Origin of the sequence: Pseudoalteromonas rubra, from assembly GCF_005887115.1 — a bacterium.
Lineage (GTDB): Bacteria > Pseudomonadota > Gammaproteobacteria > Enterobacterales > Alteromonadaceae > Pseudoalteromonas > Pseudoalteromonas rubra_F.
On record NZ_PNCJ01000015.1, the window covers coordinates 56,994 to 81,967 of the forward strand.

Sequence of the window (24,974 nt, forward strand, 5' to 3'; positions counted from 1 at the left end):
TTTAAGCTTAGAATAAAAATCGCATCTTCCAGCCCGAACCTTAGATATTGTCCTAAGTCTTTAGTCCTAGTTAGGGGCCCGGTACTTTACGATAAAGCGTTGCGGCATTGTCCAGTAACTGCCACCGAGCATTTGCATCCAGATAATCGAGATTTTCAAGGCGCCCTAGCCCTAAAAAACCACTGTGATACAAGCTTTGATCAAACAAATCGATAACCCGCTTTTTTAGAGTATTATCAAAATAAATCATCACATTACGGCAGAGTATCAACTGCATTTCTCCGAACACCCCATCGCAGACCAAATTATGATTGGCAAACACGATATTTCGAGCCAGCTCCATTCGAATCTTGCTGCTGTGATACTGAGTCGAAAAGTACTCATAAAATGGGGTATCGTGTGATATGGCCAGCTGACTATAGTTTTGCTCTCCCTGCTGCATGATTTCTTCAGTAAAAATACCTACTTTGGCTTTTTCCAAGATACGGTCATTAAAGTCGGTCGCATAGATTTTTGCCCTGTCATATAGGCCATGTGCCTTTAGCAATATGGCAAGAGAATATACCTCCTCACCCGTGGCACAGCCGGCATGCCAAATTTTAAAGTAAGGGAAAGTCTCTAATACGGGGAGTACATGTTGCTCCAAAGACTGAAAAAAGACAGGATCTCGGAAAAACTCCGTCACACTGACCGACAGCTCCTGAATCAGCTTGTGCATGTACCCTTTTTCATATAACACTTTGGGGATTAAGTGAGAAAAATAGGGCACGTCGTCCATGAGCATACAGTTTTGCAGCCGCCGGATCAGCGTACTGCGAGCATACTGCGAAAAATCGTAGCCACTGCGTTGGTATAGTACATCCAGCAGAATGTCGACTTCTAACAGTTGCTCTGGGGTTAGCCTTCTCTCAGGATCTTTGCCCTGCGTGAGGTTAATGGAGTCTGTCACTTGCATTTTGCGTTTCGTATAGCCAGATTTTCATCATAGAAATCAATACATTGATATCAACCGGCTTAGCAAGGTAATCACTGGCTCCGGCCTCAAGACATTTCTGTTTGTCCTCACTCATCGCCTTGGCGGTTAATGCGATAATGGGGAGGTTCTGGGAAATATCTGCACGAATGTGCCGCATGGCTTCAAAGCCATCCATTACGGGCATCATAATATCCATCAGGACCAGGTCAAATTGTTCACTTTGCTGTAGCTTTTCCAGAGCCAGTTGACCATTGTCTGCCATGGTCACGGTCAGGCCTTGCTCTTTCAACAGCTTGGATAAGGCATAGGTGTTTCGCAGATCATCATCGACCAGAAGTACATGAAAACCTGATAAATCAACGGGCTGGCTGATTATCTCATTTTGCTTTGAGGCTATCACACTGGGTGGTAGCTGCTGCTCTACTGAGTGTAAAAAGAGCTCGACTTCATCTTGCAAGCGCACCGGCGCGTGATCCGTTTTCAGTACAATTTTATCCGTAAAGCGCAACAATTGATGGTACTCATCCCGACTTAAGTCTTGTGCGGTATAGACTATAATTGGCGGCAGTGTCAGGCCCGATTCGGCATCCATTCTTTCAAGCAATTCAAAACCCGACATATCCGGTAGGTTCAAATCAACAATACAGCAGTCTATCTGATGTTGTTTCAGCACCTGCATGGCAGTGCCGCCATCATTGGCAACATGTAGCTCTAGTCCTTTTTGCTGTAAAACCTGCTTAATCACTTTACAGGCATCGGTATCATCTTCTACTAAGAGCAAATGCTTAATGTGTTTTTGCAACAAGACCTCGAACTTTGCAAAAACTTGTTCCATTTGCTCTAACGACACGGGCTTGGTTAAAAAGTCGATGGCACCTTTTTGCAGCGCTTTTGGATCCTTGTTTTTGCCCGAGACAATATGTACCGGGATTTGGCGTGTTTTAGGCTGCGACTTTAAGGTGTCCAATAACATCATGCCATCCATATCCGGCAGTCCGATATCCAATATCACCGCGCTGGGCAGCGCTTGCTGTATCATGTTCAGTGCCTGCTCAGCTTGCGAACACACTAGCGGGTCAAACTGATGTTTGCGGGCAATATCAGATAAAATACTGGCAAATTGACTGTCATCTTCCACAATCAAAATTGTACTATTATGTCCTTGATCTGAAACTGGTTTGGCACCTGTGGTGACGATTACATCTGCATCTAAAGGTTGCTGCTCAGCCAGCAGGGCATCATCATGCGCTTTAACAAAGTCGTTTTGCTGAGCAACCTGGTTTATTGACAAATCAGGTTTAGACTGAGGCTCATTCTGCTCTTCATGATCGGGGTGTTTGTGGCGCGGAATATACAAAGAAAAGGTACTGCCCTTATTCACCTCGCTGACCAATTGGATCTCTCCGCCCAGTAACAGGCTAAACTCTCTCGAAATGGTCAATCCCAAACCAGTGCCTCCAAAAGCCCGACTGGTTGACCCATCCGCTTGCTGGAAAGCTTCAAAAATCGCTTTTTGCATGCCTTGCTCGATTCCAATGCCCGTATCCCTCACTAAAAAGCTCAGACAGTTATCCGGAGTCAATGTTGAATTATTAAACTGAACGTCGCCGGCAACGGGCTCTATACACAGCTCCACATAACCTTGTTCCGTAAACTTGAAAGCATTGGACAGCAGGTTGCGAAGTACCTGTTCCAGTCTCAGCTCGTCTGTCTCTATGTCCTTCGGCGCCAACGCAGAAATCGTGATTTTAAACTCAAGATTTTTTTCTTTTGCAACCGGGTCAAACTGTCTTTTTAGTCGGGCGACAAAACTGTGCAAATCAACTCGGTCCGAAATCAATTTAAGTTTACCCGCCTCAACTTTTGACAGATCCAGGATCTCATTAATTAAGGTCAGCAAAGACTGGCCACCGTTATAAATCACCTCAATGTCCTCAAGCTGATCTTCGGTTAAATTGCCCTCAGAGTTCCGGGCTAAAGACTGTGACAGTAAGAGTAAGCTATTGAGCGGCGTTCTTAATTCGTGAGACATGTTGGCCAGAAACTCAGATTTGTATTTGCTCGATACGGCCAATTGCTCCGCACGATGTTGCAACTCAATTCGGGCATTTTCAATTTCAATTTTTTGCTTTTGCAAGATGTCTGTACGCTCTGTAAGCTCGGTATTGGTTTGGGTAAGCTGGCTTCTTTGCTCCCTGAGCTCTTCTTCCGAGCGCTTGAGCTCCTGTGTTTGCTGCTCCAGCTCCTCATTGGCGGCTTTAAGGTCTTGCTGCTGAGATTCAAGCTCTTCCGCTTGTTGTTGCGACTCTTCCAGCAGCTCTTGCAATCGCCCCCGAGATTGAGCGGATGTAAGCGCCTGAGCCTGTTTATCTGCGCTTTGCTCGAGCCACTCTATATCTATAGCTTTGAAAGGTTTAGTGTTCCCGAGTAAAAGTACCCCCAAAACGGCGCCATTTTGTAATCTGTCGACCAAGGGGACCGCGACAATGAATTTAGCCGCAGAGTGACCGAGCCCGGATTCAATCTCAAGCGGTATATGATCAGCGGGTAAATCAGAAAAGCACATCACCTTGCCTTCTAACACCGCCTGACCAGCTAAACCTTCACCAGCCATAAACTCGTTGCTCGCAGAATTGCGATGTTTATATGCAAAACTACTGACAAGCTTAAAACCGCCCCCTTCTTTTGCGTACAATACGCCGACCTCAGCCCCGGTATGTTTGGTGCAAAAATCCACTGAAGCCTGATAAATATCTGTAACGGTCCGAGCGCCAGTCAACAAGTCAGAGAACTCAGATAACCCCGCTTTTAACCAACTCTGCGACTCTAGTTCCAGTTTGCTCTCTCTTAATTTCTTGGTCATCGAGTCAAGCGCTTTGCCCAGCTGGTCTTGCTCTCCTTTGGGCACAAAGTCTGCCTGGTAGTCGCCGTTTTCTATTAACTTCACATGTTGTGTGATTGCTCTGAGTGTTTCTGTCATACGTGACAAAGATTTTGACAACCGAACAATCTCAATGCTGCCTTGGAGCTGAACATTGGTGCTAAAGTCACCATCAGCGACTTGCTCTGCAACTTCAATAGACTGGCTGACTGATTGCCCTATTTGCTTATTGATTAGGTATGCGATGAAAGTTGTAATCAATGCTGCCAGCACGAGCGCAATGACAGAGAACAAAGACAACTCAGCTAAACTGTGTTGGTTAGACATGAGGCTGTTGTCGGCAAGTCGTTGCTGGGCTATCTCTATTTCTATCAGCTGATTTTTGAGTGCGCGCGTTAACGGACCTAACTGCTCTTGCCAGATACTTTCAGCCTGATCCCAATTAGTGCTCCGCCTGAACTCGAACATGTCTCTTACCAACCCCCAGTATTCGACACGTAGGCGTGTAATTTTCTGAAATTGCATTATTTGTTGTTCATCCAGCAATGCCTGTTGCTGCTGAACGCTTAACCAGGCATCTTCATGCCACGAGTGATATTCCTCAAAGTCTCTGAAATAAGACTCCTGATTACTGAGTAAAAATGCTTTTGCAGCGCTCATTGCACTCGCGAAGCTGGCCCTAAAGTCGGCCAGATGTTTAAGAAGCTGCTTGCGCTGCTCTCCTCCAGCGAGTTCTTCTTCTCGCTCTATCAACAAGGTTACCGCATTTTGGATCCGCTCAGCTCTGGGCATTGCCTGATTAAACAGAATTTGTAGCCCAGGAAAGTTCTCTTCGGTTTGGGCAACAGCTTCTATTTTCTGCTGCACTAACCTGGCTTCGCCCAATTTTGCTTCCAGCCTTACAACCTGATCACGATTCAACGCAGATAAAGATAGCCGCTTTATCTTGAAAAGAGATTCGTCGATGTTTTGCCAGGCCTCGCGCCTTCCTTGCAGGTGCTGCTGACCACCACCTGCCATCCAGGATTTCAGCTCGAGTTTAGAGTCCTCAAAATTCGATCTCAGCGCCTGCATATGCTTAACACTGGCCAATTCATTGCCACTAAAGTGAGTGCTGCTGCGCTCCAGCTCAGCAAGCTGAAAAAGTGCCGCAATAACAATTGCAGCGGGGATCAAAAAGGCGAGTACAAACCCCGCACTAATGCGCGTACTTAACGTATTTAACTCCATTATTCCTTATCTCTGTAAAGCGCCAGTCCATTTATTCTGGAAGTGTTCACTCAGAGTATAGTCATGCAGCCAAAAGTTGGGGCAATTTTCTGCCTAAAGTTCACCCGATTGATGAGAGAGAAAATTCTAATTTGAGCCACTCAAATAAAGCCACCATTTCTGGCCGGAACCATTGGCATTTGGGGGCTACCAGATGGTAAGAAAATGCCAACTTGATTGGTTCAACCGGGAGTTGCTCTAACTCTCGACGATTCAGGGCATGATGTACAATGTGGTGCCAACCCAGGGCCATACCCTGGCCATGTTTGGCCGCCCCTATCGCCAGACCCACATGGCTGAAGGTGTTAACACGCGGCACCCGAGCGTCTGATGGGTTAAAGCGATTCAGCCATGCTTCCCAACCAAGATTTGCTGGCGCATCCTCGACCCCACCACGATAAGCCAGTAAGGGCACTTGCCCAATCCAGTCTCTGACCGAAGACAAATGAGGATATTGCTGGCGAAGCGTTGGTGAAATCACGGGATAGGTATACTCATCGGCCAGCCAGCGACTGTCCAAATTAGCAAACGCTCCCCGACCAAAGTGCAGATGACCATGAACCCGATTGCTGGCGAAATCGGCCAGCTGGTCCATTGCTATCAGCTCCAGTTGAATGGCAGGCAGCGCTGTGTATAAGCGACTGAGCCTGGGCAACAGCCAGTGTTCCAGTAATGAAGGGATCACCGCAAGAACGAGAGTCTGCCTGTCAGTTTGCGCCTTAAGCCTGGCCTGGCGGATCCCTGCGTTGATTTGTGCCAATCCGTGATTGACATCCGCCTTTAGTAACTTGCCTGCTGGTGTCAATATTACGCCTTTGGATTTTCTGTAAAACAACTGCACATTGAGCTGCTGCTCCAGTTGTTTCATTTGGTGGCTAATCGCGCTGGGGGTTTTGTGCAGGATCTGACCGGCTTTGGTGAAACTCAGCTCAGCTGCGACCACGGCAAAGCTTTGTAGTGCAGTCAGCGAAATATTTGCCTCAATCATGATGTGAATATACTTAACAACAGGTTGAGTTATTATCGCTTTTACTCATAGCAATTCAACTCCATACTGATGTCAGTCATCACAATCTGGAGCAATAAAATGTCCCAATATCATGCAACTATTCGTTGGCAGCTCAACCACAATGAGCGTTTTACTGAACAACAATACAGCCGCGCACACCACTGGCAATTGGGTGGCGGAGCGAAGCTCGCAGCTTCTGCATCACCACACATCGTGCCACAGCCATATTCAGTGCCTGAATACGCGGATCCGGAAGAAGCGTTTGTTGCCTCCTTGTCTAGTTGTCATATGCTATTTTTCCTTCACCTGGCTGCAAAATCAGGCTTTGTGGTGGAAAGTTACGAAGATAGGGCTGTTGGCACCCTCAGTGAAGACAGCACGGGTAAAATGGCCATGACCCAGGTCATTCTGCGCCCCGAAGTAACCCTGGCCACACATAATACTCAAGACCAGGCTAGCCTGAACACGTTACATCATCAGGCTCATGAGCTGTGCTTTATAGCCAACTCTGTTAAAACCGAGGTACTGGTTCAACCGGTGTAACCGGAAAAATGGATCGTCAGCGTAAATTGCTGCTCCGAATGCGAATTAGACTGTTCCCGCCAGCCAAAACATGCACATACGCGGGCAATAATTTGGGTACCTAACCCCTGACCATGATGTGCTTGTTGTTGACCCACTCGATTGGAAAAGGTCATGCCACGATTATCCAGTGTTACAACGAGTGTGCCTTCACCATGTTGCAGTGCGTTTTTGCCCAGCTGCGTCAGGAGTAAGGTCAACAGACGCAGCTGAACTGGCTGACTGACTGGCTCTGTTGGCAAATTCAGCTCTATGCACAGGCCTTGTTGCTGCCAAGTCTGTTGCCAGCTTATCAGAGCCCCACTCAGTTCAGTTACTGTCAGACGTGCCTGATCGGCTCGGCACAGCAACAAAATAGCCTCACTCAGCAAAACCAGATCCTGACCTGCTTGTTCAAGCTGAGTTAATAAAGGTAAAGTATCCAGAGGCAGCTCATCCAGTTGTTCAAATCGTGCCAGCGTATTTTGGATCTGTGCCAGCGGCGTATTAAGCTCGTGACTTAAAAAAGCGGAATACAGTCGCTCCTGTTGCCGGGCATAGTCTTGTGCATAAGCATCAGTGGCGGCAAGAATAGACTGAGAAGCAAACTCCTCAAACTGGGTTAGGTTGCTATCCGGTGACTTCAAAGACGCAATGAATTGTTCAGACTCGCGCACAATACGTTGATGAGTAGGCCACCATATCAGGGCGGCAAGCACAAACAGCGCCAGCGTCAGGGCAATAAACACCACCAGCAGGCTGGGCGAATCCTGCCCGGCAATGCGATGCACAATGTACAGCGGTTCGGACGGCATCTCTGCATAGCGCAGAATATACACATAGTCTTCACCCAGTGTCAGTAACTGTGTGAATTCCCGGGTCTGTTCGTCAGGCCCCAACCCATGACGCTCAAAAGTACGCTGATAGTCTGTGGGCAGATCTTGCCAGAGACCCATCAACTTGCCGCTATCCTCATAAGGTAATTTTAGCTGGCCCGACAGCGCGACCTCCAAATCCTGATAAAGATAATATTCTGACGTACCATCCCAGGCATAGTGATAAACCTGGCTGGCTACCCAAATCCAGATCATAGAAAATATGCAAAACAGCAATAACAATCGCCTGGCCAGATACCACCTGAGCGTTTTTTGCTTCATGACGCGGTTTCTCTCAACGCTACACCGTGACCCTTAAGCGTATGTATCACTGACACTTCATCACCTCGGCTCAGGTTATGCCTCAGCCTGGTTAACAGAGACTTATACATGTTATTGTTCACCTCCCTGTCCGGCCAGATATGGCGTAAGATCTGGACTTTGCTGACAGGAGCAGGGGCTTGCTCAGCCAGTAAAGCGAGTAATTGCCATTGCTGAGGCGATAGCACTATGGTGCGATTTCCTCGTCGGGCAATTTTTGCCGAAAAGTCGATATGCAGATCACCCAGCTCAAACACCTGGTTTTGTTTGCTTACTTTACCCGCTAACAGCTTGATTCGTATTGCCAATTCCGGCAGCGCAAAGGGTTTGGTTAAGTAGTCGAGTGCACCGGCATCAAATGCAGCCAGCTTATCATCCAGTGCCGTTGCGGCAGTGCAGAATAATACCGGAGCGTCAAACCCCGCAAGTGTTTGTTGCAACAAACTCAATGCATTACCATCAGGCAATGCCATGTCCAGAACAATCGCATCGTATTTGTCAAAAGCGGCATTTTTGGCCGCAATCTCTTTTGCGCTGGCAAGCGTTGCGGCATAATCCACCTCAATCCCTTCTGCGTTAAGGAAGTCGATGGTTTGCACAGCCAGAACCGAGTCGTCTTCAACCAATAAGATCAGCATTTAACCTCTATACTGTTACCTTGTGGTTACCATGCTATTGATAGTGTATCGGCATCAACGAGGAGTCAACAATGCGAGCAACAAAGATGATCACCAGCAGCGTTCTGATAGCCGGTTTAGCCCTCAGTGGCTGTAACTCAGACAATCAAACAACGAGCCCAACTACACAGCCGACAAGCAGCCAGAATGTTGCGCAGACCAGTGATATTAATAGCGCCACTATGGTCTTTACCAATGGACGAATATACACAGTGAATACTGAGCAACCATGGGCACAGGCCGTGGTACTGCAAGACAACAAAATTGTCCTGGTTGGCAGCAATGAACAAGCTCAGCAGTATATAGGCGAAACCACACAGCACTTTGACTTGCAGGGCAAGATGATGCTGCCCGGATTCCATGACGTACATATGCACCCGCTTGAGTCAGCCTCGGAGGCGACCCAGTTTACGGTGCCTGCCGCAGCAACCGCCGGAGAATATATAGACGAAGTAGCTTACGCAGCCAGCCAACATCCCACGGCTGCCTGGCTGATCGGCTATGGCCATGAGATATCAACGCTGCTGGAGATGTCTGATTCTCCGTTGGCAGTACTCGATGAAGCCGTGCCTGACCGCCCGGTGATCATTATGGAACAAACTTCTCATTCTATGTGGGTAAACAGTAAAGCACTGGCGCTTGCTGGCCTGTCTGCCAGAAGCATTGACCCTATTGGTGGGGTGCTTGGGCGCGATGAGCAAGGGGCGCTCAACGGTATTTTGTACGACAATGCGGGCAACCAGGTCATGGAGCTGGCCATGCAGTCACTTCCGGAAGCTACACAGAGTGACTATCTTGGACTGATTGAGTATACCATGCCTGAGCTTAACAAGGCTGGCATCACCTCCATCAGTGACGCGCGCACCTACTGGCAGCGTGGTCATCTGGAGACCTGGCAGCGCGTTGCGAAGGAAGACAAATTGACACTGCGCGTCTCGTTGGGGTTATGGGCTTACCCACAAATGAACGACAGTACCCAATTAGCCAAACTTAAATCTTTGTATCAGAATAACCCGGCTGAGCTGTTACAGGTTAACCAGGTCAAGTTCTATATGGACGGTATTTTAGTCAATACCACAGCAGCAATGCATGAACCCTATCTGGAAAACTGGCTGGAACTGGATGGCAACCGGGGGCTGAATTACTTTACTCAGGCTCGACTTGAAAAGTATATCAAAGCACTGGAGCCTACTGGCTTTGACTTTAATATCCACGGTATTGGTGACCGTGGCATTCATGAAGCACTGAATGCCATTGAAAAGGCTTCAAATGGGCAAGCCCGTCATAGAATTACCCATCTGGAGGTCATTGACCCTGCTGATTTACCGCGCTTCGACAAGCTAGGAGTGATTGCCGATGCGCAAGTTGCCGGAGACTTTACAGATCCGAGTCACTGGCCCGAAACTATACCGTTAATTGGTTCTGAACGAGCGCAGGATTTGGTGCCCATTCGAAGTCTGGTAGACAACAAAGCCACGCTCACCTTATCAAGCGACTGGAATGTCAGCCCGTTTAATCCGTTCATCGGATTAAGCAATGCGGTTTCTCGTCAGCCGCAGGCCATTACGCTGGCACAGGCGATAGAAGCCTACACGCTTAACAGCGCCTATGCTATGCGCCAGGAGCAACGTGTCGGTAGCATCGAAGCCGGTAAACTGGCAGATCTGGTGGTCATTGACCGAGATTTATTTGAAGCCAATGCCACGCAGATCCGCAATGCACAGGTAGTCATGACACTACTTGATGGCGAGATTGTTTATCAGCGTTAAGTGATTAAGGGGCTACGATCAGCCCCTTTTTTAATTTCCCAGGTGATTAACTGTTGATTCAACAGGCGCGGGTAAAGGCAATGACCGGCCTGCTCGCGATCCATCCGGCAGGGCCGCACGCACGGCATTTACGGCATCAAAGTCCAGTTTCGGATGATAGTTTACCCAGCGGCCATTAATCAGTGCCTCCAGTTTAAACCCGGGTAATTCACTAAACAGGTTAAGTGTACCGTCATCACGCCGGCTTGCAGCCACGGTAGGAATACGGAAAAAGCGCCCCTGACGTGTCAGCTTGGGGAGTTCCCGATAGCCTAACAAGGCTACAAAACGTTGCCAATCCTGCTCACGCAATTGCCGATTTTTGGCCTTAAAGTAGCCACTTTTTTCATCAAAAACCCGACCACTCTGATAAGGCACTGCCCAGGCAGGCTTATGCCAGGCACGTTCGGCCAGTGCCAGCAGGCGCGGGTACAGCATGTATTCGGCCTGTAAATCGTCCCGGATCATCTCACTCCACAAGTGTCCTTGCATGCCAATATAACCGGCACCTTGTACAAGACCTGATTCTTTGTCATCTGCGCTGTAAGTATGAAAGAGCACATCACGCCAGAACTCGGCATGAATTGGCAAGTTATCAGGCATGAATTCAAACACTTTGCGAGTATCCAGTGCTCGACTTGCCCAGTGATTACCACGCTCATGCGGGTGAGACTGATAAGGGAAATCAAAATAGGTGACATCCGGCAGCGACAGAACCACATCCCAACCCAGGTTAGCCTGCTGATGGGCAACCTTGTGGCCTTGTTCACTCAGCGTGCTCCAGACATTGCTTTGCACATGCTTTGGCATCTTCAGCGGGTCCACATCACTCAGGCCATCACTCCAGCCCGCTACTGTTATCCCTTTTTCGGCCACCATTGCAGCGACTTTCTCTATGAAATAGCCGTTCATTGAAGTAATGGCTTGTTGCTTGTTCAGGGCCTGACACGCTGGAGAGTCCAGCCAGGCACCGGCAGTTTCGTCGGCGCCGATATGGTAGGTTTTCAATGGTACTCCTGCCATTTCATGCATGCGCTTAAGCTCTGTCAGTACCTTGTCAACAAATCGATAAGTGGCTGGCAAGCACACATTTAGAGTGTTGTCATGGTAATGCTGGATAGAAGAGTACGTCGTCGTGTCGGCTTCTTCCACCAGCCGATATTTATTGGCCGCTTCGGATTTACCTTTAGCCATCAAGGCTCGATAGCGTGCTTCCATGGCGACAATGGCAGCCCGGGAATGGCCAGGCATATCCAAAGAGGGAATAACCTCTATGTGGTGCGCTTGTGCAAAACGTAAAATATCGCTGTAATCCTGCTGAGAGTAATGCCCATTGCGCGGCGCCCCCGTGCCAGTGCCAGCACCCAATTGCGGCAACAGACAACGCGTTTCGCTGAGATCAAGACACCGTAACCCGCCTACTTTTGTCAACTCGGGCAGGCCTGCAATAGCCAGCCGCCAGCCCTCGTCATCGGCCAGATGCAAGTGCAGCTTATTCAGTTTATACGCGCCCATCTGCGCGATAGTATCCAGTATAAATTGCTTGGATCGGAAATTGCGGGCACTGTCGATATGCAGCCCCCGAAACGAATACCGGGGCGAATCTTCGATAGATACACTGGGGATACTCAACGTTTTCAGGTCCATTAGCCCAATTAACGTTTGCACGCCGTAGAAGGCTCCAGCAGCACTGGACGCCTTAATGTCTATGGCGTGGGTAGAACTGTTCAGGTGGTAACCCTCTTGTTCAATTGACAATGAGGGCTCGACAGTGACTCTTACTGGCAACCCCTTTTTAGTCTGCTTAACGCCAAGCTGAGCAAGTCGTTTAGCGGCCATTTCAAGTTGTGCCAGATTAACACCCGCCAACTCAAAGTGAACACCTTTGTCTAGCATAATCCGTCCCTGAGAGACCACTTTCAGCTGTCTTGGCATGGGGATGACGCCATGTGGTGCATGGGTGAACTCAGGCACCGATTGGTGCTGCGCAAGATAGGCAGCACCCATCCAGGGAGTCTGATCTTTATCACTCACACGTAATTGATTATATGAGTCGAACGGCGCAAGATAAGGCTGTTGTTCCAGCAGAGTATATTCATCACGAACCGACCGAGTACTGGCAATCACCCTGGGTGTCAAATGTTGCGATTGGTCTGCCAAAATATAGTTGGGCATAAACTCAGATCGGGTGATCTGTGAGTTTTTCGTATAAAAACGTACAATATGCTCATCATCCGATGAAAATCCACGAAACGCATCTGTGGGTGTCAGTCGATGTAAGTCACCATTTAAGTGCTCAATCTTAAACAATGCTGACTCAATCTGGTATATGGGCATCAGCTGACTGAAATAAATAGCCCAATCAGATCCCGAGTATTGCACCGGTGAGCGCAATCTTAGCTCAGACAAATAACACTGTTTGGCGGGTTCAGGACAGTGTTTTGGCATGGCATCAATCAGGTGGTAGCGGATCTGGAGTGTATCCGCGATTTCATTCAACTGTCCTTGCGTCATTGCCAGAGCCGCTGGGGCACTCAACAGCGCCATCAACAGACAAGCTAACTTCTTCATATTCCCTCCTAAAGTTGTTGCTGAAACAACTTAAATGCACCACGCAGCGCTGCGTGCTCTAATTTACCGACTGCAATTTCTAGCCGTTTAAACAACGCCGGATGCGTTTGTCTGGCCAAGCTCTGCCACATCGCTCTTTCAAATAAGTCAAACGACTGGCTAACTGAGCCACCCAGTACAATCTTATCCGGATCAAAGGCCAACAAAGTCTGCGCTATGGCATAGCCCAGGTGGCTTCCAAATTCATCAAACAGAGATTGTGCATAGCGATCCCCTTGGTGTGCCAGTAAAGCCTGCTCAGCGCCATTCGTCCCCCGCTTCAAGAAAAACTGGCCGCTGGTATAATGCTCTAATATCCCGTCTTGATACGGAAAGCTGCCAAACTCACCCGCGGCACAATGTCTGCCGCTGTAAAGACGACCATCGAAAACAAGCCCAGCTCCGAGCCCGGTTCCAAGGCACACTCCTAGCAGGTTAGGCACAGGTGTATGCAAACCAGTGCCCGACAGATAATGATGGCCATAACAATATTCACCCATAGTAAAACAGTTAACATCATTGTTAACAACTACAGGGAGAGAAAAATATGCATTTAATTGTGCTGCAAGAGGCACATCTTGCCAGGCCGGTATATTGACAGTCTCCAGCACAGTGCCACTGCTAAGATCAACCATGCCGGGAACACCAATTGCTATGCCACAACATTGCCCGGTTAGCTGCTCAGCAACGATCCCTGTTATAAAATCATTAACTTGTGACTTCGTTGCGGTAGCAGGCACACTATAACGACGAGCATCATAAACCCCCTGCTCATCGACCCGGGCAACCTGTGCTTTGGTTCCTCCCAGGTCAACACTGACGATTGTACTCATTGGCTTGTTACTTCCTGTTGCTCAGTTGAAAGGGCTTTCTTTGTCCAGAATGTTTTAATAGTGTGGTTTTTCACAATAGGTTTCGCCCACCAGGCAATCCAGGCAATGTATCCAAGTGGCACTAACAGGACAAAGCATGCCAGCTGTAAAGAGCCACTCAACTGAGTCAAAATACCAATCAAGGGAGAAGCCAGCGCACCTCCCACAATCCCCGTGCAAAGCACGCCCGAAACAGTACCATGACCACTTGGCACAGAGTTTAATGCCAATGAGAACAACACTGACCACATCACAGACAAAAAGAAGCCGGACAACGGAAATGCGAGCAAAGCGGACTGCGCAGTGCCTAACAAAGCCACAACCAGGCTCATCGTGGCGCCCAGGCAGAACAACATAAGCACTAATTTTGCATCAAGTAGTTTCAGTAGCAGTAAACCCAGCACGCACCCCAGCGTCAACATCATCCAGAAGTGGCTGATCACCTGCGCGCTCTGATCTGGCTCTATCTGATGATAGGTTTGCAAAAACACCGAAATAGAGTTGGCGATGCCCTGCTCCAATGCCACATACGCCACAATGGCAAAAAAGAACCGTACTACAACAGGGTCACGAAAATACACCATACAAGCCGTCACACTCAGCCTTTCCTCGTCACTGCGTTCAACCGCTTGTAACCTGACCAGACTAATCCAGATCAACATCACCACACTTAACAGGGCAAACAACCAGTACATGCTGAGCCAGGGCATGGCCGTGGGGATCAAGCTGAAGTCAGCAGGAGACGCCTGTATGTGAGTGGCGAGTGTGACATATACCCAAGGCGACAAACTCGCCGCGGCACCAAACAGTAGCTGGGCCAGTACTGAGAACACGGCAAAATGCGCGCTGCCACCGCTGCGCCGGAGCAAGGGATTAATGGCAACCTGCAACATTGCCATCGCAGTCCCAATCAGAAATAGCGCCAACATAGCAACCAAGAATACCGGTGCTACAGCAAACAACAGCGCCCCGGAACCTGCCAGCACAAATGCTCCAAGCATAACGCGCTTTTCACCGAAGCGCTGAACCAGTAACCCAGCAGGAATGGACATCACCCCGTAGGCAATGAAAAAAGCAAAGGGAAATAAACCAGCCAAAGTCAGACCAATATTGAAGCTACTTATCAGCTGGGGAAATATTGGACCGAGAATATTGGTGAAAAAGGACACCATAAAGAAGGTCACCAATACCAGAGCAACCACGACGTAATTGGGTTTCATGTGTCTTACCTTATTATGAACAGAGAGATAAAAAGGCGGTGACTAGTTTGGAATCAGTTTGTGGGCAGACAAACTCAATGATCCAAGGGGATCCTGTTAAGGATAGCCACCGCCTTAACCCGTTGGTAAGACTAGTGTGCCGCCATTGCCAGCGCTATAGCGGCACAATTCAAACAATTGCTAATACTTTTCTAGTGCGGTTGATGGCCTTCGATTATGCTAAAAACTGGATAACTATCAGTAAGCTTAGCTTCATCACCAGACAAACCGTTAGGACTCGTTAGATTGAAAAGAAAGACTAAAATATTATTCAACTTGCGGTATGAATAAGTTAATAAATTCTATCAGCAAATTTATTTGAGGTGAGTGAAGCGCAGTATTGCCGCTAATCTCTCGTCAATACTGTTCAAGACTTGCTATTTTTTCATTGGACAACGAAAGAGTACGGTAAGTTTCTGAGTTTAAAAATATGTTGAGTGAGAAAAAATCACAGCTGTATCTCCATTGAAACGCGTTCATAGCGCGGTTAATTTATACAGCCAGAAAAGAAAAGGCCTGAACTACCTACTTCAGGCCCTAGGGAGAATTACCAGCGACCGCGTACACCCAGTGTCAGACGACGCTCGTAGACGTTTTGTGAAATACGGTTATTCTTCCACTGTGCATAGTTGGATTCGTATTCCTCTGTCAGGTTACTGCCCGACATATAAACCGTCAGATAATCAGTCACATCATAGCTGGCCGAAACATCAATATAGGTAGTTGGCTCAGTCCAGATGGCAGTATCGCCCATACCGCCTGTGGTGGTGACCTGAGCCAAGCGCTTAGAGCGATGGTTTGCGGCTAAACGGAACTGGAAGCCGTCTTTTTCATACCACAGTACCGCATTAGATGATTCTTTAGAGTTATCTTCTAGTGGCAATGCCTCGCCGTAGAAATCCACCCGGCCACTTTCACTGTCAGAGTAGGTGTAGTTGAATGCCGCACCGAACCCGCTCCAAAACCCTGGCAGGAAGTCAAATGCTTGCTGATACGTGAATTCAGCACCATTCATCGTACCCCCCTGGCCATTTACCTGACCGGTTACACTCACTTCACGACGTACCACACCATCCGCATCGGCCAATGGCATTGTCCAGGTGCTGGTTTCAATGAAGGATTTCAGCTGAATGTTGAATACACCAACGCTCACCAAAGCACTTGGAGAGAAGTACCACTCCAATGCCACATCGGTGTTGGTTGCACGCCAGGGTTCAAGCTCCGGGTTACCCTGCATGGTCGCGTTCGTCGCAATCAGCAGATCTGGCGAGATACCTTCACGCGCAGCCAGATCATCACCAGCACGCGAGCGACTAACCTGTAATCCACCTGCAATTGCGCTTAGATCGAGGCGTGTCATGGTTTTGCCCCAGGCAGAGCGGAAGATCACATCATCACTCAGGTTCACCGCCAGGTTTAATGACGGCAGGAAGTCGCTGAACGACTTGCTGGTATTAATATCACCAGCATCTGCAGCCACAGAGCCCGGACAGTTTACACAAATTGAGTCACCAATCACGTTTTGCAGTATGTCCAGATCCGTTTTAATGTACTGGAAGCCCACGTTCGCGGTATAAAGATCACTGGAGAAATCAGCACGCCAGTAGAGTGTTTGTGTCTCTTCTTCAACTTCATAAGTACTGCCGGGTACGCCGCCTTTCTTGTTACCCGGATAAAGTTGATTCTGGAAAGCAAACGGGTCATCCAGCTGGCGCGGATCAATGAAGAAATAGCTGCCACCATTGACCGGACCAAAGTCAGAGACCTGCTGGATCCAGCTATCAGGCAGTTTATCGAACGTATAAGGAGTGTCATAACCCATAGTAAGATCACCATCAGATGCACTTGGCACACCACCGCTACCATCAGTATCAAATGCCGCCAAGCCCTGATCTTTCCACATAACATCTACGCTGCCTTCACCAACCGGGTTACTGAATGGAGCCAGTAACACATACTGCTCACGTGTGACATCACGATTACCCAAGCGAGCACCAAAACTCATTTTAGTCAATGAGCCCAAATCATCGAACAAGTACTCACCATCCAGGCGAACAATATCCAGGCTAGCATCTTCATTGAAGTTGTTTTCGGAGTAAGTCGATACCACAGAGTAGCGATTCATATTAGAGCCAAATACTTCGCCCTGTAGTTCACTGGGTGGAACCAGTACCGGATGATCACCCTGATAATTCAGTATGACTGGTACAGTGCCCGGACCGTACCCCCCCGGGTTTACGGCAATCGGGCCGTTACCTTCATTACGACGCAGATTATGCGCCAAACCACTGGTCATATAGCCCTGTGCAACGTTTTCAGTGTGCATGCGCTCTGCGTCCGCGGTAATAACACGCATCTTACCCGAAAAGTTCCCATCGCCTTTGTAAGTCAGTTCGAAATTGTAATTGGTAGATTCACGCTCGTTGGTATGACTTTCTGAATGCGCAACTACGCGCGGTGCATGCAGGGTAATGTCCTGAGCCGTATACAAATTGTATCCGCCATCTGTTTTGCCTCTATTGATAGCATCATGCTGCTCTTGCCAATCCCAGTGACCACCCCAGGCATTATCGGCCATCAAACCACGCTGACGGTCTGCATCATCCATTTTGGTATAAAAAACGTCTGCGCTCAGTTCAAAGTTGTTACTGAGCTGCGCCTGGAAACTCAAACTGCCACCGGTGCGCTCACGCTCAGTAAACCTGTTAACCATCCCGTAACTCACATAAGTGAATTCTGCATCATCGGTATCCCCGTCACCATTGATATCACCTGCAGGACAATACCAACAACCGCCGTCCTCTTGCGGCGCATAACCCCAGCCGTGGTTGGTCGAACCAAAACGGTAGTTCGCCAGATTCACTTCGTCTCTGGTCAGGGTCGCCAGCACCGCAAAACGATCTGCGTTATAGCCCGCTGCAATCATCGCTTTAGGGTCAGTTTCTTTTGAATAAGAGCCCCGAGATGCTTCAATCAATGCCGCACCGCTAAACCCTTGCTCCAAATCAAATGGCTTGCGGGTCTTGAGATCAACCGTACCAGAAATCCCCCCTGCGAGTGTATCTGCTGTAGGCGATTTCATTACATCCATTGCACCGACAAGGCTGGATGGAATATCCGTAAAGTCAGGCTGAACTGTGGTCAGTGAGCCTGCACTTAGAAATTGCTCGCCATTAAGTAACGTTGTAACCTGTGGCATACCGCGGACATTAATTGTCGAACCTTCACCAGCACTACGGCGGATCTGAATACCCGGTACCCGTTGTAGTGAATCTGCAATGGTGACGTCGGGAAGCTTACCAATGTCTTCCGCTGTGATAGAGTCGACTACTCCATCGGCAAAGCGTTTTGTGTTCAGGCTTTTTTCTGTCGAAGCGCGGATCCCCCGTACTTCAATGACTTCGACAGACTCCTCTTGCTCAGCCTGGGCCGGCATGACAAAAGCGGTGCTCGAAATCACTGCGGCGGTTACCGCAAATGAAATGCGAGACAATCTGAATGCTGCATTACAATGTTTCATCTCTTTCCTCTTATTCTATATTCTTAAGATGTACGTCTGACGAAATAATCACCAGGCACTTTCCCTATTTGAACAGGCTTGCAACTTATAAGTTTGCATTTTCAAACTCATATCGGTACAAACCTATCAAATAACAGCGCTGTCATTTTACTCTGTAGTACTTAGTGACGAACTAGGTACATGCATTATGCATTCTTTTCTTAACCATTGTTAAAAAAATGTACCCTTTTAAATATAATGCATAGAATAGTATTGCAAGATAAGTGAAATGCATCACCATTTAGAGACCAAGGCTTGAATATAACTAGATAGAGCAAACAATGACGTAAAAATACGTCTGTATAGCCATTAGCCGATTTTTGTATAGGAGCAATGCCATGAAAGCGATGTGTGAAAAAGTCATCCCGTCTCATAATTGTTCATGGCGATACTGTCTGTATCAGCTAGAAGAAATCCCTTTTAACTGGCACTATCACCCTGAATATGAAATTTGCCTGACGTTAAATAGCCAGGGAATGTGCCACATTGGCGATCACATTGCATCATATGGAGATTACGACCTGGTGTTAATGGGCCCGGAACTACCACACACCTGGCAGTCCCGTGACAATACAGATGGCAGCAAACATATTGTGCATGTTGCGCAAATTCCGGCTCCCTGGTTACAGCAACAGCTGCAACAAAATCCTGAACTTCAGGGGTTACACACCTTGCTGGACCACGCCAAATGTGGTTTAAGTTTTGACACAGACACAGCAAAAAAAAGTGAAAAGCTGTTTCGGAAAATGCAAAATGCCACTCCACTGGAGCGCTATATTTTACTCTTTCAACTTCTTAATCTGATGGCGGGCAGTGAATATCACACCCTTTCAACTATGGAATTCAGCTTTGCCAAACAGCTGGACCCCGCCAAAGATAAGTTTGACCATGTGATCAATTATATCTACGACAATTACACCGAACCTCTAAGTGCTGAGCTGCTGGCCAGACAAGCTCATATGAGCACTAACCACTTTCACCGCTTCTTTAAAAAGCGTACGGAATGTACGGTTACTGAGTTTATTAACCAGCTAAGAATTGCCAAGGCCTGTAAATTGCTGCTTAAAACCAAAGCCCCTATCACGGTTATCAGTGATCAGTGCGGGTTTAATAATTTGTCTAATTTTAACCGTCGCTTTTTGGCAATCAAGCAATGCACACCCAGCCAGTTTCGTGCCAGAGTGCAGCAAAAAGCGCTGATCTAAAAACGGTTCAGGCTAAGGTAAGTTTGTGTTTATATGATGAGCGCGAGCTAATAAAAATAACAAGGATATACCTATGCCACTTCTCTCGTCTATTTCACTTTCCCCTCTGGTAATGGCGAGTGTCATTACTACCAAGGCAACACTGCCGGCTTGTCAGGATGGGCAGCCCTGTACAATGGCAGTTTATAGCGAGCACAGCCAACAATGGCAATTTGTTAACAAAACGCGTGCAACTCAGGCCTATACACCCTTTTCTACCTACAAGATCCCCAATACCCTGATCTTGTTGGACACGGATACCATCAAGCCCGGCCAAGGCTACCAGATAGACCATGCCAGGTATCCAGCCAAGTCATGGTGGTTTGATGCCTGGCGCAAAGAGTCGATCACACCTGAAGACGCATTTAAATACTCAGCATTACCCTTATACCAAACCTGGACAAACTTGCTTAGCAAACCGCTGATGCAAAGGTACTTGAATGACTTTAATTATGGTAACCGTGATATCAGTGGTCCACACGATAAGTTCTGGCTGAACAGCAGTATAAAACTCAGTGCTGTCGAACAAGTCGAGTTTTTACGTCGATTGCAGTCGCATGCTTTCAAACTAAAACCCACTACCTATGAAGCATTTAATAAGATTTTCCTGCAAGAGCAAACCGAAGACACAAAACTTTTTGCCAAAACGGGGACCGGCCCTGTCGCAAAGGGCAAATACCTGGGTTGGTATGTTGGCATGGTTGAAAACGCTCAGGGGCGTCATTACTTTGCTTTCAATATGGATGCTAGAACTTTTAAAGAAATGGCAGCAACGCGAGTCGAAATTGCTAAAGCGACACTGCACGAGATGAAGATATTGTGAGCCCGCCGTGGCGTGTGATACTTGCACACACCACGGCATCTCGACATCGGGACAATTAGGCCACTTTACGTAGTAATCCCTGGGTATTTTGCCGCATTGTGTGTGCCACCATAAAATACCCTATCAGTGCCACGAAAGATGCGCCGGACAGCGGCCCTAAAAGCCAAACGTATGGATGCAGACGACCCTCAACATCAAACAATTGCTGCTGAATGACCAATAGCGTGATATCACTCACCAGTGCTGCCACAAAGCCTGCAAGTGCCCCCAATAGTAAAAACTCATAGAGCGTCGCAAGTTTAATCAGTCTTCCTCTGGCCCCCAGGGTACGAAGAATAACCACCTCCTGCATACGCTCCGCAAGACTGGCTTGTACCTGAGAGATAAGGACCAGCGCACCGCTGATCAATACAATAGATAACACAAACCCAATTGCCAGCGATACCTGAGCTATCATCGACTGCACCTGAGCGATGTTATTTTTGATATCAATCATACTCACGGTGGGGTACTGCAATAACATCCGGCTGATCGGACGTACATGGTTTTCTTCCAGTTTAGCCGCAGTGAAGTAAGTCACCGGTAGTCGTTCAGCCATTGCCGAGTTAAAGATCATCACGAAGTTTGGCTTAAGTGTTCCCCAATCAACGCTTCGAATGCTGGTTACTTTCGCTTCGAATGTCTGGGTGTTCACCAGGAAAGTTAGCGTGTCTCCTAACTCGATGCCGACCCGCTCTGCCGTCCCTTCAAATACTGACACCTGCAATTCATCGGTTTGCTCAAACCACTGGCCTTCCAGTATCTCGTTACCATCTGGCAGCGTGTCCGTCCAGGTCAGGTTGAGCTCACGACCAACACCGCTTCGCGCATCGTCTTGCTCCTGTTCTCCTTCTTGCTTGGATACCCGACGTGCGAATGCCTCTCCATTTAAAGCATTCACCCGACCCCGAAAGACCGGATAAAACGCTTCATGGTGGATATTCTGCTCAGCAAAGAACTGCTTAAACTGGTCAACATCGCGCTCACCAATATTGATCATAAAAGCATTGGGTGCATCCTCGGGGACCTGCATCTGCCAGTCAGAGATCATGTCGTTTTTCAGCACAAACAGGAACAACATCAGTTTGATAGCCAGAGCAAAACTAATCAATTGCACAGCATTCGCGTTAGCACGCTTTTGCAAGGTCGCGATGGCCAGAGACCAGCTGTTTCCGGGACTCAGGCCAAGTTTGCGACCCGCACTGAAAAACAATCGAGACAAACCAAACAACACGGCCATCAGAGTCGCGGTGCCAGCAAACAACAGCAGAGTGGTTTTAATATCACCACTGAATAGCCACATCAACATGAATATGGTGCCGACCGACACAGCCATATGTATACGGCTTACGGCCAGTTTGTCACCCAGACTTCTTCTGAGTACTCGCAAAGGAGGAATGTCGAACAGGTCCAACAGCGGTTTAAGCGAAAACATGAGTGCACACACCACCCCGATGGCAATCGACAAAAGCCACGGACGAGGTCCGGCAGGCGGTAACTCGTTAGCAACAAAGCGTGTCAGATAGTCAACGGCAACCTCCTGTAAACCATAGCCAATTGCCAATCCAATGAACAGAGAGCTTAACGTTACCAGCGACAAGTGCATCAAAAATATCCGTTTTATCGTGTCACGGCTGCCTCCTAAGGTTTTCATCATAGCAACCGGATCATACTGGCGTTCACAGTAGCGTTTGGCAGATACAGCCATTGCAACCGCAGCCAGCATAATGCCGAATAAACCCGCCAGCAGTAAAAACCGTTCAGAGCGTTCCAGGTTTTCACCCAAAGGTGATTGCCGGTCTTTGATGCCCTGCCAGTTCTGGTTTTCTCTTAATTGAGGTTTAAGCCAGGCATAGTAATCTTTCAGGATCTGCTCATCGCCAGCAAACAACAAACGATAAAAAACATCACTACCGGGCTGCACGGCTTGCGTGGTTGGTATATCAGCAATATTCAGCAACACTCGTTTATTACCAGCCAAAGAGAAAAAGGCAGAATCTGGCTCCTGTACCAGCACTTTAGAGACAGTAAACATGCCCGCACCAATTTCTACCTTATCGCCCACCTTAAGGCCAAGCGTATAAAACAAACCTTCACTGAGCCAGGCTTCTCCTTTAGCGGGCGCCGCAGCAATGTCGTATTGTTCCCCTTCCAATGTATCTCTGAGTGTGATCTTACCGCGCAGCGGGTGGCTATTGCTCACTGCTTTAATCGACCCAAGCACCAACTCATCATCTACGAAGAGCATGGAGTCAAAAAATATATTTTGTGCCGTTTCGAGCCCAAAGTCTTGCGCGACTTTGAGGTAGCGCTCGTCTAACTCATGATTACTGGCCAAGCGACGATCTGCGGCAATGAAGTCGGCAGATTTCTGTTCAATATTGAGCCGGATCCGCTCTGTGACTGAGCTTAAGCTGAAGACGGTCAGTACCGCCAAAGCAATGGCGGCAAAAATGATGGTCAGTTCACCACGGCGCAACTCACGAAAAAATAATCTCAGCGCCAGTTTAGCCCACATGTGCTGCTACCCCCTCGCCATCACGGATCTTTGCCAGCTGACCAGCCTCGATATGAATGATACGGTCACACTGTTTTGCCAGATCTTCATCGTGTGTTACCAGGATTAAGGTTGTGCCATGCTGCTTGTTTAAATCAAACAACAGACTTTCGATTAACTGACCATTTTTTGAGTCCAAATTTGCAGATGGCTCATCGGCAAAAAGAATTTTGGGTGTTCCGATAAAGGCACGCGCGATTGCGACACGCTGTTGCTCCCCCCCCGACAATTGCGAAGGATAGTGGCCAACCCGATGTGCCAGCCCTACTTTTTCCAACAGAGCCTGAGCCTGCTCTCGGGCATTTTTTTCGCCTGCCAGTTCAGCAGGTAGCATCACGTTTTCCAGTGCTGTCAGGCTTTGCACCAGCATAAATGACTGAAATACAAAGCCGACCTTTTCGGCCCTCAAACGTGCGCGCTGCTCTTCATTAAGTTGGTGAAGTGCTTCACCATCGAGGTAGACTTCTCCTTTGCTGGCAATGTCCAAACCAGCCAGCAGGCTGAGTAGCGTTGATTTGCCCGAGCCAGATGTGCCGACCACTGCCACTGACTCCCCTGACTTGACAGAAAAATTGATATCGCTAAGGATAGTGAGGTCACCTTCAAAGGTACTGACGGTTTTACCCAACTCCTTAACCTGAATAATATTTAACTGAGAAAGCACTGACATGATGCGATTTTTCCTACAACTGGTGGTATTGATCTTCGGCACACTTTTCATATCAAAAGCGAACGCCAACGATACCAAAATTATGATCATTGGTGATAGCTTAAGCGCCGGTTATGGTCTCAAACAAGCACCGTCCTGGGTTAATTTGTTACAAAATAAATACGAGACGGAGCAAAAAGCGATCACTCTGGTCAATACCAGTGTCTCAGGACAAACCACAGATAATGCGCTACTGACAATCGATAAACAACTTGAAAGCCATCAGCCCAGCCACGTACTCATCGAGCTGGGTGCAAACGATGGTCTGCGCGGGTTTCCACCTAAACTGATCCGCAAACATTTACGCAAGCTGGTAGAGAAAAGCCAGGCTAACGGTGCCAAAGTCGCTTTAATGCAGATCCAGATCCCGCCTAATTATGGTCAGCGCTACAGCACCCTGTTTGCCGATAGCTACCCTTTGGTAGCAGAACAAACTGGCGCCTATTTAATGGATTACTTTATGCTGCCCATTGCAGCAGATCGCAGCCTGATGCAAAACGATAATCTGCACCCCAATGAAAAAGCTCAACCTCTCATTCGAGATTTCATGTATGAGCGCATCACAAAATGGCTTGAAACCGCTGCAAAATAGCCACCCAATAAACCCGCAAAAATGATTAACTTGATCTACGCATTGCTGCAAAAGTAGATCAAGTTCCCCTTCCGCCACTGTCTTTAACAGAATTATCCAATCAACAAGATTACAAAAATAAGAAATTTTTATTCTATTGTTCGCAACCCACAAATAGCGACTTCTTGCGCTGTAGAAACAAAAACAATGACATGGGAAGACACTTTCCACCAAATTATTGCAGACTTAAAAATAAACCCAAAAGAAACACAAACTGAACATAAAATAAACATTTGCAACAATTTATTTAATTCATATACTATCCAACACTGGCATTAGAGTTTTCCAACTAAT

General features: G+C 47.9%; 16 protein-coding genes. 5 read left to right on the top strand and 11 right to left on the bottom strand.

The features are described from left to right. Positions 1 to 70 precede the first annotated feature (70 nt). From CWB98_RS11025 to CWB98_RS11035, 3 genes are all read right to left on the bottom strand, one after another. Positions 71 to 955, bottom strand: a complete 885-nt coding sequence (locus tag CWB98_RS11025) for a CheR family methyltransferase (RefSeq protein WP_138544925.1) — start codon at positions 953 to 955, stop codon at positions 71 to 73. After that, complete coding sequence (locus CWB98_RS11030; protein WP_138544926.1) at positions 933 to 5,087, bottom strand: response regulator; 4,155 nt, start codon at positions 5,085 to 5,087, stop codon at positions 933 to 935. The genes CWB98_RS11025 and CWB98_RS11030 overlap by 23 nt, the downstream gene beginning before the upstream one ends. 100 nt (positions 5,088 to 5,187) lie before the next feature. After that, entirely contained in the window at positions 5,188 to 6,114 is a 927-nt protein-coding gene (locus tag CWB98_RS11035) for a LysR family transcriptional regulator (protein WP_138544927.1), read from the bottom strand. Positions 6,115 to 6,213: 99 nt separating this feature from the next. On the opposite strand from CWB98_RS11035, the gene CWB98_RS11040 reads away from it, so the two are divergent. After that, positions 6,214 to 6,678: an OsmC family protein gene (locus CWB98_RS11040; RefSeq protein WP_138544928.1), complete on the top strand. Its 465-nt coding sequence runs from the start codon at positions 6,214 to 6,216 to the stop codon at positions 6,676 to 6,678. On the opposite strand, the gene CWB98_RS11045 is transcribed toward CWB98_RS11040, so the two are convergent. Both CWB98_RS11045 and CWB98_RS11050 read right to left on the bottom strand, forming a co-directional pair. Further along, entirely contained in the window at positions 6,666 to 7,853 is a 1,188-nt protein-coding gene (locus CWB98_RS11045) for a HAMP domain-containing histidine kinase (protein WP_138544929.1), read from the bottom strand. The genes CWB98_RS11040 and CWB98_RS11045 overlap by 13 nt on opposite strands. Then, the gene (locus CWB98_RS11050) at positions 7,850 to 8,530 is read right to left on the bottom strand and encodes a response regulator transcription factor (protein WP_138544930.1); all 681 of its coding nucleotides are present in this window, start codon (positions 8,528 to 8,530) and stop codon (positions 7,850 to 7,852) included. The genes CWB98_RS11045 and CWB98_RS11050 overlap by 4 nt, the downstream gene beginning before the upstream one ends. A gap of 71 nt (positions 8,531 to 8,601) precedes the next feature. On the opposite strand from CWB98_RS11050, the gene CWB98_RS11055 reads away from it, so the two are divergent. After that, complete coding sequence (locus tag CWB98_RS11055) at positions 8,602 to 10,338, top strand: amidohydrolase (RefSeq protein ID WP_138544931.1); 1,737 nt, start codon at positions 8,602 to 8,604, stop codon at positions 10,336 to 10,338. A gap of 30 nt (positions 10,339 to 10,368) precedes the next feature. Here the strand turns inward: CWB98_RS11055 and CWB98_RS11060 are convergent, their stop codons facing one another. The 4 genes from CWB98_RS11060 to CWB98_RS11075 all read right to left on the bottom strand — a co-directional run bounded on the left by CWB98_RS11060 (position 10,369) and on the right by CWB98_RS11075 (position 18,638). After that, positions 10,369 to 12,948: a family 20 glycosylhydrolase gene (locus CWB98_RS11060; protein ID WP_138544932.1), complete on the bottom strand. Its 2,580-nt coding sequence runs from the start codon at positions 12,946 to 12,948 to the stop codon at positions 10,369 to 10,371. An 8-nt stretch (positions 12,949 to 12,956) separates the two neighbouring features. Beyond that, the gene (locus CWB98_RS11065; RefSeq protein ID WP_138544933.1) at positions 12,957 to 13,820 is read right to left on the bottom strand and encodes an ROK family protein; all 864 of its coding nucleotides are present in this window, start codon (positions 13,818 to 13,820) and stop codon (positions 12,957 to 12,959) included. Then, the gene (locus CWB98_RS11070) at positions 13,817 to 15,079 is read right to left on the bottom strand and encodes an MFS transporter (RefSeq protein ID WP_138544934.1); all 1,263 of its coding nucleotides are present in this window, start codon (positions 15,077 to 15,079) and stop codon (positions 13,817 to 13,819) included. Before CWB98_RS11070 ends, CWB98_RS11065 begins: the two co-directional genes overlap by 4 nt. Before the next feature lie 586 nt (positions 15,080 to 15,665). Then, positions 15,666 to 18,638 carry a TonB-dependent receptor gene (locus tag CWB98_RS11075; RefSeq protein WP_138544935.1) on the bottom strand — a complete coding sequence of 991 codons (2,973 nt, stop codon included), beginning with the start codon at positions 18,636 to 18,638 and terminating at the stop codon, positions 15,666 to 15,668. 377 nt (positions 18,639 to 19,015) lie between these two features. Here CWB98_RS11075 and CWB98_RS11080 point away from each other — a divergent pair, with 377 nt between their 5' ends. Both CWB98_RS11080 and CWB98_RS11085 read left to right on the top strand, forming a co-directional pair. Then, positions 19,016 to 19,882, top strand: a complete 867-nt coding sequence (locus tag CWB98_RS11080) for a helix-turn-helix domain-containing protein (RefSeq protein WP_138544936.1) — start codon at positions 19,016 to 19,018, stop codon at positions 19,880 to 19,882. Positions 19,883 to 19,955: 73 nt separating this feature from the next. Beyond that, a complete protein-coding gene (locus CWB98_RS11085) occupies positions 19,956 to 20,744 on the top strand; it encodes a class D beta-lactamase (protein WP_138544937.1) in 789 nt (262 codons plus the stop codon). A gap of 55 nt (positions 20,745 to 20,799) precedes the next feature. Here CWB98_RS11085 and CWB98_RS11090 read toward each other — a convergent pair whose 3' ends face one another. Beyond that, positions 20,800 to 23,301, bottom strand: a complete 2,502-nt coding sequence (locus CWB98_RS11090; RefSeq protein ID WP_138544938.1) for an ABC transporter permease — start codon at positions 23,299 to 23,301, stop codon at positions 20,800 to 20,802. Next, positions 23,291 to 24,010: an ABC transporter ATP-binding protein gene (locus CWB98_RS11095; RefSeq protein ID WP_138544939.1), complete on the bottom strand. Its 720-nt coding sequence runs from the start codon at positions 24,008 to 24,010 to the stop codon at positions 23,291 to 23,293. Before CWB98_RS11095 ends, CWB98_RS11090 begins: the two co-directional genes overlap by 11 nt. On the opposite strand from CWB98_RS11095, the gene CWB98_RS11100 reads away from it, so the two are divergent. Then, complete coding sequence (locus tag CWB98_RS11100; protein WP_138544940.1) at positions 24,009 to 24,641, top strand: arylesterase; 633 nt, start codon at positions 24,009 to 24,011, stop codon at positions 24,639 to 24,641. The two genes, CWB98_RS11095 and CWB98_RS11100, sit on opposite strands and share 2 nt — an antisense overlap. The last annotated feature ends 333 nt before the right edge of the window (positions 24,642 to 24,974 follow it).

Coding starts and splice junctions, on each gene's coding strand:
- CWB98_RS11075 (WP_138544935.1), bottom strand. CDS start 18,638: ATGAAACATTGTAATGCAGCATTCAGATTGTCTCGCATTTCATTTGCG.
- CWB98_RS11040 (WP_138544928.1), top strand. CDS start 6,214: ATGTCCCAATATCATGCAACTATTCGTTGGCAGCTCAACCACAATGAG.
- CWB98_RS11060 (WP_138544932.1), bottom strand. CDS start 12,948: ATGAAGAAGTTAGCTTGTCTGTTGATGGCGCTGTTGAGTGCCCCAGCG.
- CWB98_RS11085 (WP_138544937.1), top strand. CDS start 19,956: ATGCCACTTCTCTCGTCTATTTCACTTTCCCCTCTGGTAATGGCGAGT.
- CWB98_RS11095 (WP_138544939.1), bottom strand. CDS start 24,010: ATGTCAGTGCTTTCTCAGTTAAATATTATTCAGGTTAAGGAGTTGGGT.
- CWB98_RS11030 (WP_138544926.1), bottom strand. CDS start 5,087: ATGGAGTTAAATACGTTAAGTACGCGCATTAGTGCGGGGTTTGTACTC.
- CWB98_RS11035 (WP_138544927.1), bottom strand. CDS start 6,114: ATGATTGAGGCAAATATTTCGCTGACTGCACTACAAAGCTTTGCCGTG.
- CWB98_RS11045 (WP_138544929.1), bottom strand. CDS start 7,853: ATGAAGCAAAAAACGCTCAGGTGGTATCTGGCCAGGCGATTGTTATTG.
- CWB98_RS11070 (WP_138544934.1), bottom strand. CDS start 15,079: ATGAAACCCAATTACGTCGTGGTTGCTCTGGTATTGGTGACCTTCTTT.
- CWB98_RS11065 (WP_138544933.1), bottom strand. CDS start 13,820: ATGAGTACAATCGTCAGTGTTGACCTGGGAGGAACCAAAGCACAGGTT.
- CWB98_RS11090 (WP_138544938.1), bottom strand. CDS start 23,301: ATGTGGGCTAAACTGGCGCTGAGATTATTTTTTCGTGAGTTGCGCCGT.
- CWB98_RS11055 (WP_138544931.1), top strand. CDS start 8,602: ATGCGAGCAACAAAGATGATCACCAGCAGCGTTCTGATAGCCGGTTTA.
- CWB98_RS11050 (WP_138544930.1), bottom strand. CDS start 8,530: ATGCTGATCTTATTGGTTGAAGACGACTCGGTTCTGGCTGTGCAAACC.
- CWB98_RS11025 (WP_138544925.1), bottom strand. CDS start 955: ATGCAAGTGACAGACTCCATTAACCTCACGCAGGGCAAAGATCCTGAG.
- CWB98_RS11080 (WP_138544936.1), top strand. CDS start 19,016: ATGAAAGCGATGTGTGAAAAAGTCATCCCGTCTCATAATTGTTCATGG.
- CWB98_RS11100 (WP_138544940.1), top strand. CDS start 24,009: ATGATGCGATTTTTCCTACAACTGGTGGTATTGATCTTCGGCACACTT.